This is a genomic window from Fuscovulum sp. (assembly GCA_035192965.1).
Taxonomy (GTDB): domain Bacteria; phylum Pseudomonadota; class Alphaproteobacteria; order Rhodobacterales; family Rhodobacteraceae; genus Paragemmobacter.
On the sequence record CP136571.1, the window covers coordinates 339,349 to 347,531 of the forward strand.

An 8,183-nucleotide genomic window follows, 5' to 3' on the forward strand; every position below is an offset into this window, starting at 1 on the left:
ACAGCCCCTGCCAAAGCGTGGCATCGCACATTCGAGGTACCAATGAGCTCTTCCCTGATCCAGCTGCTTGTTCTGGCCGGGATCGCCGTTTTCCTGATTCTGAAGCTGCGTTCCGTGTTGGGAACACGGGAAGGATTTGAAAAACCGCCAATCCCGCTGGACGAAGTTCGTCCCGCCGCCAAGCCGCGCCGGGATTTCGAGGTGATCGAAGGCGGGCCGGACCGCGACATCACCGATCACGTTGCAGACGGAACGGATGCGGCCAAGGCGCTGGGGTCGATGAAGCTGGCTGAGCCGGGCTTTAACGTATCGGAATTCCTGTCCGGCGCGCGCGGTGCCTATGAGATGATCCTCATGGCCTATGAAAAGGGTGAGGTGGACAAGGTCCGATCGTTCCTGTCGCCGGAAGTGGCCGCCACCTTTGATGAGGCGATCCGCCTGCGCGTGGAACAGGGCCTGACGGTTGAGGCGACGTTCGTTGGCCTGCGCGAACTGGCGCTGCATGACGCGACCTTTGACCGCGACACGCGTGAGGCCGAGGTTTCGGTGCGTTTCGTGGGTGAGCTGACCTCGGTGGTCAAGGATGCCAACGGCGTGGTGATCGAAGGCAGCCCGAACGAGATCAAGCGGCAGCGTGATGTCTGGACCTTTGCCCGCAAGATGGGATCGAACGATCCCAACTGGCAACTTGTCGCCACCGGAGACTGATGCGTTCGGCCCTGGCAGCGGCTATGATGGCGGTCGCGATGATGACCGTGCCCAGCCATGCCGAAATTCTGCGATTTGCCGATCTGGAGGGATGGGCGGCCGATGACCATCGGGCCGCCCTTTCGTCTTTCCGGGAAACCTGCGGCTTGCTGGACGAATCCGATTGGGTGCCGCTGTGCAGGCTGGCGGAAGATGCGGGTGACAGCGCCGAAGGGGCGCGGCAGTTCTTCGAGCTGTTCTTTCGCCCTGTCGTGATCGGCGCGCCGCCCGCGCTGTTCACCGGGTATTATGAGCCAGAGCTGGAAGGGTCGCCGGTGCGCACGCCGCGCTTTGCCTGGCCCATCTATCGCCGTCCGCCGGAACTGCGCGATGGGCAGGTGTTTCACACGCGGGCCGAGATCGAGCGCGGCATCCTGCGCGGTCGGGGGCTGGAACTGGCCTGGCTGGATGATCCGGTGGATGTGTATTTCCTTCAGGTGCAGGGGTCGGGGCGTATCCGCATGCCCGATGGCGCGGTGGTGCGCGTGGGATATGCCGGGCGCAATGGCCATGCCTATCGGTCGGTCGGGCAGGAAATGGTGCGCCGCGGCACGCACAGCATGGATCAGGTTTCCGCGCAGGAGATTGCGGCCCATGTTCGCAATCAGGCCGGGGCGGAACTTTTGAACATCAACCCGTCTTATGTGTTCTTTCGCACGGTGAATGAGGTGCCGGCGGAAAAGGGCCCGATTGGGGCGATGGGGCGGTCGATCACGGCGTTCCGGTCCGTGGCGATTGATCCGGCCTATACGCCGTTGGGTGCGCCGGTCTGGGTGGAAAAGGATGGGGCCAAGCCGATCCGCAGCCTGATGGTGGCGCAGGACACTGGCGGTGCGATCAAGGGGCCGCAGCGGGCGGACATCTTTTATGGCACCGGCCCCGCAGCGGGGGATGCAGCGGGCACGGTGAAGGATGGCGGTCGCATGGTGGTTTTGCTGCCGATTGACCGCGCCTATGCGATGTTGCCGGACGGCATGTGATGAGCCGCCGCCGCACGCTGCGCCCCGAGGAAGAAGAACTGTGGCAGGCTGTGGCACGCACGGCGCGGCCGATGCATCCCCGCGCAAAGGCCGCCGTGAACCGGATCGAGGGCGCGGTTCATCCGCATCCCTTGACCGAAGCGAAACCTGCGCGTGAGGCGGAGATCCCGAAAAGCTGGCTGGAGCCGTTCCGGTTGGGCCAGAAGGCGCGCGTGGCCAAAACGCATGATCTGGCCCCGTCGCTGGGCGAAGCGTTGCGGGACGCGCCCTTGCAGATGGATGCCAAGCAGCATGGTCGCATGGTGCGTGGCAAGCTGGCGCCCGAGGCGCGGATTGATCTGCACGGCATGACATTGGCCGAGGCGCATCCCGAACTGATCCGCTTTATCCTGAACGCGCAGTCGGCCGGGTTGCGGTTGGTGCTGGTGATCACCGGCAAGGGCAAGCGGGGCGAGGATTGGGGGCCGATCCCGCAGCGGATGGGCGCGTTGCGCCATCAGGTGCCGCAATGGCTGAGGATGCCGCCCTTGGGGCCTGCGGTGTTGCAGGTGACCGAGGCGCATCTGAAACACGGCGGCGCGGGGGCCTATTACGTGTATCTGCGCCGCCGTTAGGCGCGGGCGGGCAGCGCCGACCGGTCGCTGCGGATGCGCCAGAACAGCAGGGTTGAGGCCATCAGGAACCACGCAGCGTAAAGCGGCATCTGCGCGGTGAGCGGATAGCCCCTGTCGATCAGCAGCCCGGAAAGTGCGGGACCGATCGCCGTGGCCAGCACCATGGCGGATGCGACCGCCGCACGGATCGCGCCAAGGTGGCGGGTGCCGTAGAATTCCGCCCAGAAGGCCATAGAGACGGTCAGTTGCGCGCCACCGGTCAGGCCCATGATCGCCATCGCCAGCGCCGCAAAGGGCAGGGTGTCGATCAGCGGGAAGATGGCAAAGAACAGGCCCAGCGGCAGGACATAGACCGGCATCAGTCGCGCGGTTCCCCAACGATCCAGTGCCCAGCCCCCTGCAAACATGGCGGTGACGGAGGCGGCGGTATAGGCGGGGAAAGTGGCGACAAGACCAAGATGGGACCACCCCTTCACCTCGGCCAGATGGACCTGCTGAAAGAAGAAGGCGGTGATGAAACATGGCGGCCCGATTAGCGCGGGCAGCACGCACCAGAACAGCGGATGGCGCAGCATGTCGCCGCGCGTCCAGTGGCGGTTGCCCATGCCGGGGGCGTCATTCTCAGCAGCGATGGATTGCGGGGTGCGTTCCAGCCGCAAAAGCCGCCAGATCACCGGCAGGCTGATCGCGATGACCAGCGCCGCCACAAGCCACAGGCTTTGCCAGTGCAGGAACGATTTCAGCCAGACAAAGCCAAGCGGCATCACCACCTCGCCCACCGAAAAGCCAAGGGCGGCCACGGCCAGCGCCCGCCCGCGCGAGGCGACGAACCAGCGCGACATTGCGACGCCTGCGGTTTGGACCACCATCCCCTGCCCGAAAAGGCGAAGGGCAAAGATGGCCACAGGCAGAAGCCACCCGGTCGGGCCGGTGGCCATGAGCAGGCAGGCCAGTGTAAGAAGCGCCAGAACAGCAGTGCCAAGGTGGCGAACGCGGAACCTGTCGGTCAGTGAGCCGGACCACAGCATGACAAAGGCCGATGCCATGGTGCAGGCGGCATAAAGCGCGCCCCATTCGCCGTGCCCCAGCCCGTTGGTTTCGCGGATTTCGGCGGCGAAGACCGAGATGAAATAGGTCTGCCCAAAGCCCGACAGGAAGGACAGCAGGAAACCTGCGAAAAGAAAGGGCGCGTTGGCACGCAGAAAGGGAAGAAAGCGCATACCCCTTTCATCGCATCCCCTGCCGGGAATGCCCATCCTGTTTGCGACAGGTTCAGTTCAGCGTGTTGCCTGTGATCTCTGCCACCGGGGCCAGGATCACACGCGTTGCGCTGCGCGCGGTCAGGATAACGCCGGGCAACAGGCCGGGGCGGCCCGCGGCATCGTTGCCAAAGGCCTGATCCACATCGTCGATGCGACCCAGAAGCTGAATCAGCGCGGGCGAGGTTCCGGGGACGAAGTGACCGGATCCTTGTGAGAAGGCACCGACATCGAGATAGGTCACCTCAAGATCGGAAAGCTGCTCGACAGAGTCGAGCGAGCCGAGACGCCCGCTTTGCCCTGTGATCAGCGCCGAAAGACGCAACACGCGGTCACGATCCGAGCCGAAGATCAGGAAAGGTTGCGGCAGGGTGCCGATGTCCTTGGCCTGCATGCGGAACACCTCGACATCAATATCGGGCGAGATCAGGACCACGCCGCGGATTTGCGGCATGACGCGCCCGTCGCGAAGGGCGATGTCGCGCAACACCTCCATCGACAGGAAGCTGCCCATGGAATGGGCGACAAGGGTGATGCGGGTGGCCCCGGCGGCGACGGTTTCGCGGATCAGGTCTTCCAACCCGTCGCGCGCGAAAACGACGGAATCGCGATCATAGACATAGCCCAAAGGTTCCGCAGCCGAGGGCCAGGAGTAATGCAGCGCAACGCCCGGAATTTGCAGATCATGGCGCAGTTGGGCGATGCGATAGAGGCCTTCTGTGAAAGTGTTGTTGAAGCCGTGGACGAAGATGATCGCCTCGCGCCCATTGGCGGCGAGTGCCGTGTTCAGATCGGATTTGAAATCGGCATCGGCGGCATAGATGCGCTGACCGGTGGTCAGGAAATCGGTGGACACATTGGCATTGCGCGGCTTGGCGTATTTGATTTCGCCCGCCTGTCGCTGCGGCGGGATGGCCACGTCATAGCGGGCAAAGCGCATCTCTTCGGACCGACCGCTGCCAAAGACGCCAGTGCCTTCCAGCCCGCGGGTGGTGCCGACAAAAACGGTGGAAATCGGCCCCTCGGCCGTTTCAGGGGGAACCACCACCATGGTTCCACGCGGCGTGCAGGCGGTGATCGCCAACACCAGACACAGCAAAGCGATGGGGCGCAACGGATTGGTCCTTCAAATCGTTGCATCAGTGATCGGGTGAGACGACGCGCCGGTCAAGCCCGCGCGTGGTGTCACAGGACGTAGCGGGAAATATCCGCCGAACGTGCCAGCTTACCCACGTTGGTTTCCACAAACCCCGCATCGACCGTCACTCGGTCACCCGATCTGTCGGGTGCGGTGAAGGAAAGTTCTTCGAATACACGTTCCATGATGGTGTAAAGCCGCCGCGCGCCGATGTTTTCGACGCTGCCATTCACCTCGGCCGCGATGCGGGCAAGGGCTGCGATGCCGTCTTCCGTGAAGGTGACGGTCACCTCTTCCGTGGCCATCAGGGCAGAGTATTGCCGCGTCAGCGCATTATCGGTTTCCGTCAGGATGCGAACGAAATCGCCTTCGGTCAGGGGTTGGAGTTCCACGCGGATGGGCAGGCGGCCCTGAAGTTCGGGCAGCAGGTCTGACGGTTTGGCGATGTGGAACGCGCCTGAGGCGATGAACAGGATATGGTCAGTCTTGACCGGGCCGTATTTGGTGGAAACGGTGGTGCCTTCGATCAGGGGCAACAGATCGCGTTGCACGCCTTCGCGGCTGACATCGGCGCCGCGTGCATCAGACCGGGCGCAGATCTTGTCGATCTCATCCAGAAAGACGATGCCGTTTTCTTGCACGGCTTCCAGAGCGGCGGCCTTGACCGCCTCATCATCCAAAAGCTTGTCAGCCTCTTGCCCAATGAGGATGTCATAGCTTTCAGCCACGGTCATCTTCTTGCGGGTGGCGCGGCCGCCAAAGGCCTTGAACAGGTCTTGCAGGCCCTGCATCTGCAATTCCATCCCGTTGCCGCCGGGGAACATCCCCATGGGGGTGGCGGTGTCCTGGATTTCCAGTTCGATCACCGTCTGATCCAGCTCGCCGCGTTTCAGCTTGCCACGGAACATCTCGCGCGTTTGTTCGCGCGCGTCTTTGCCGGCCAGTGCTTCGATCACGCGTTCCTCAGCGGCTTTCTGGGCGCGGGCCTTGACGTCGTCACGCATACGGGTGCGGGTGTCGACCATGGCGGCATCCACCAGATCGCGGATGATGCTGTCGACATCGCGGCCGACATAGCCCACTTCGGTGAACTTGGTGGCCTCGACCTTGAGGAAGGGCGCGCGAGCGAGTTTTGCCAAGCGGCGGCTGATTTCGGTTTTGCCCACGCCGGTAGGGCCGATCATCAGGATGTTCTTGGGATACACCTCATCGCGCAGGTCATCGCCCAGTTGCTTGCGCCGCCAACGGTTGCGCAGGGCCACGGCCACGGCCCGCTTTGCATCACGTTGGCCGATGATGAAACGGTCAAGTTCCGAGACGATCTCGCGCGGGGTGAGGTTGGTCATTCTGTGCTCTCATAAGGCGGGAGGCGGGATTTGCCGGGGAAATCGGGCAGGATGCGCATGATGGCGGCGCGGAGCTGGATCCACCAGGTGCCGATGGCGACGATGAAGGAGCCGAGGATAAGCAGGACAAGGATCGGGGTGATGCCGCGCCCTTCGCCCATCATCCAGCTTATGACGATGGCGAAATAGATGATCGCTGCGGTCAGAAAGCTGCGACGGTCTATCACGAGCGCGAGAAGGGTGACGAAGACCAGCGCCACGGCAAGAAGCCACGTCCCGGCGCCGTTCATCAGCGTGATTGCGACGGTATTCACCAACGCAGGGGCGGCGAGGAGGTGGCACCAGAAGGCCGTGGCCGAGTGGCGGCCCAAACGATAGGGATCGCGGGTGTCGAACCACATGCCAACCAGAAACGCCCCGACCCCGAACAGCAGTGTGGCGGTGGCAAAAACCGGGCTTTCGGCAAGATCGAAAAAGGATTCGATACCGGTATCCCCAAACACGCCGTTGGCGACCACCCCCGCCATATTTTCGGCCGTCGCGGTGACGGAGTAAATCAGGCCTAGCGCCGAGAACCCCGTCAGAAAGGCGGCAAAGGGCAATCGGAACCGAAGATACCAGCCGATCATACCCAAGGTGGCCAGGCCGAACCCAAGGATCGCCACCACCCGCCTGTCTGCAAACTCTGGGGCCAAGAGCGTGAAGACGCATGACAGTAGACCAACGCCAAAGGCCGTGGCCAGCAGCATGGACGGCAGCGTCATGCGGCGCCGTAGCGTGAAATAGCCAGCAAGCCACCAAGCGACGATGGCTGTTAGCAAGGGGATGGCAGAAAGCAGGATGCCCGAGCCAATGAACATCATCAGGAAGACGATGCTCACAAGAAGGATGAAAAGCCCGATGGAAATGAAGATCTCGGAAAAGCCGCGAAAGAATTCGAACGGTTCATCCTCGGCCGGGAGGCCCGCGCGTTTGCCGGCGCGGTCGTTGGCAAGCGCGGTGACGGAAGCAGCCTGCGCTTCGCTTAGAATACCAGCCGCGACAGCGGCGCGCAGGTCTTCAACGGAAAAGCTCATGCACTGATCCGTTCCACCGTCAGATTGCCGTTGGTGTAGACGCAGATATCCGCGGCAATCGCCATCGCCTTGCGGGCGATGTCTTCGGCGGGGAGGTCGGCGTGCATCAACCCGCGCGCGGCGGCGAGCGCGAAGTTGCCGCCTGATCCGATGGCGGCGACGTCATGTTCGGGTTCCAGCACGTCACCCGCGCCGGTGATGACAAACAGATCGCGCCCGTCGGTGACGATCAGCATGGCCTCAAGGTTACGGAGGTACTTGTCCATCCGCCAATCCTTGGCCAGATCGACGCAGGCGCGGGCGAGTTGGCCGGGGGCTGCCTCAAGCTTTTTCTCAAGCCGTTCCAGCAGGGTGAAGGCATCGGCGGTGGAGCCTGCAAAACCGCAGATGACATCGCGCCCGCCCGGGGAAAGGCGGCGCACTTTCCGGGCGGTGCCTTTGATCACGGTGTTGCCAAGGCTGACCTGACCGTCGCCCGCGACGACCACTTCGCCACCCTTGCGCACCGCAAGGATGGTGGTGCCGTGCCAGCCGGGGAACTTGTCGTCGGACATCGGGGCCTCCTGTCTTTGTCCCATATGGGCATGAGAGAGGGAAAAGGAAAAGGGCGGCCGAAAAGGGCCGCCCTTTTGAAGCATGAAGCAAAGAAATCAGATTGCCGACTGGATCCAGGTTGCCAGCGCGGCCTTGGGTGCTGCGCCGACCTTGTTGGAAACGACCTGGCCGTCCTTGAACAGGAACAGGGCCGGGATACCGCGAACGCCAAGCTGGGCCGGGCTGTCGGGGTTTTCGTCGACATTGACCTTCACGATCTTGACCTTGCCGGCATATTCGACGGCAAGCTCTTCAAGCGCGGGGCCGATCTGGCGGCACGGGCCGCACCATTCGGCCCAGAAATCGACGACGACGGGGACGTCCGACTTGCGGACCTCGGCGTCGAAGGTGGCATCGGTGACGGCGACGGTCGCAACGCCCATCTGTCATATCTCCTGAATGGAATGTCGGCTGCCGAAGCTATGGAGC

The 8,183-nt window shown here is 63.1% G+C and carries 9 protein-coding genes; 3 read left to right on the plus strand and 6 right to left on the minus strand.

Features of this window, described 5'->3' with window-relative positions:
• Positions 1–42: 42 nt before the first annotated feature.
• Genes RSE12_01685 through RSE12_01695 form a run of 3 tightly spaced genes read left to right on the plus strand, consistent with a single transcriptional unit; the run spans position 43 to position 2,341 of the window.
• Positions 43–708 carry a Tim44/TimA family putative adaptor protein gene (locus RSE12_01685; protein WRH63070.1) on the plus strand — a complete coding sequence of 222 codons (666 nt, stop codon included), beginning with the start codon at positions 43–45 and terminating at the stop codon, positions 706–708.
• The gene (locus tag RSE12_01690) at positions 708–1,727 is read left to right on the plus strand and encodes an MltA domain-containing protein (protein WRH63071.1); all 1,020 of its coding nucleotides are present in this window, start codon (positions 708–710) and stop codon (positions 1,725–1,727) included. The genes RSE12_01685 and RSE12_01690 overlap by 1 nt, the downstream gene beginning before the upstream one ends.
• Positions 1,727–2,341: a Smr/MutS family protein gene (locus RSE12_01695; protein ID WRH63072.1), complete on the plus strand. Its 615-nt coding sequence runs from the start codon at positions 1,727–1,729 to the stop codon at positions 2,339–2,341. The genes RSE12_01690 and RSE12_01695 overlap by 1 nt, the downstream gene beginning before the upstream one ends.
• Here the strand turns inward: RSE12_01695 and RSE12_01700 are convergent.
• The 6 genes from RSE12_01700 to trxA all read right to left on the minus strand — a co-directional run bounded on the left by RSE12_01700 (position 2,338) and on the right by trxA (position 8,137).
• The gene (locus tag RSE12_01700; GenBank protein WRH63073.1) at positions 2,338–3,561 is read right to left on the minus strand and encodes an MFS transporter; all 1,224 of its coding nucleotides are present in this window, start codon (positions 3,559–3,561) and stop codon (positions 2,338–2,340) included. The genes RSE12_01695 and RSE12_01700 overlap by 4 nt on opposite strands.
• A 52-nt stretch (positions 3,562–3,613) precedes the next feature.
• Positions 3,614–4,714 (minus strand): alpha/beta fold hydrolase, encoded by a 1,101-nt coding sequence (locus tag RSE12_01705; protein ID WRH63074.1) that lies wholly within the window; start codon positions 4,712–4,714, stop codon positions 3,614–3,616.
• A 71-nt stretch (positions 4,715–4,785) separates the two neighbouring features.
• Positions 4,786–6,084: an ATP-dependent protease ATPase subunit HslU gene (hslU, locus tag RSE12_01710; protein WRH63075.1), complete on the minus strand. Its 1,299-nt coding sequence runs from the start codon at positions 6,082–6,084 to the stop codon at positions 4,786–4,788.
• Entirely contained in the window at positions 6,081–7,160 is a 1,080-nt protein-coding gene (locus RSE12_01715; protein WRH63076.1) for a hypothetical protein, read from the minus strand. The genes hslU and RSE12_01715 overlap by 4 nt, the downstream gene beginning before the upstream one ends.
• Positions 7,157–7,714, minus strand: coding sequence for an ATP-dependent protease subunit HslV (gene hslV / locus RSE12_01720; protein WRH63077.1), 558 nt, complete (start codon positions 7,712–7,714; stop codon positions 7,157–7,159). Before hslV ends, RSE12_01715 begins: the two co-directional genes overlap by 4 nt.
• A gap of 96 nt (positions 7,715–7,810) precedes the next feature.
• Positions 7,811–8,137, minus strand: coding sequence for a thioredoxin (gene trxA, locus RSE12_01725; protein WRH63078.1), 327 nt, complete (start codon positions 8,135–8,137; stop codon positions 7,811–7,813).
• Between the last annotated feature and the right edge of the window lie 46 nt (positions 8,138–8,183).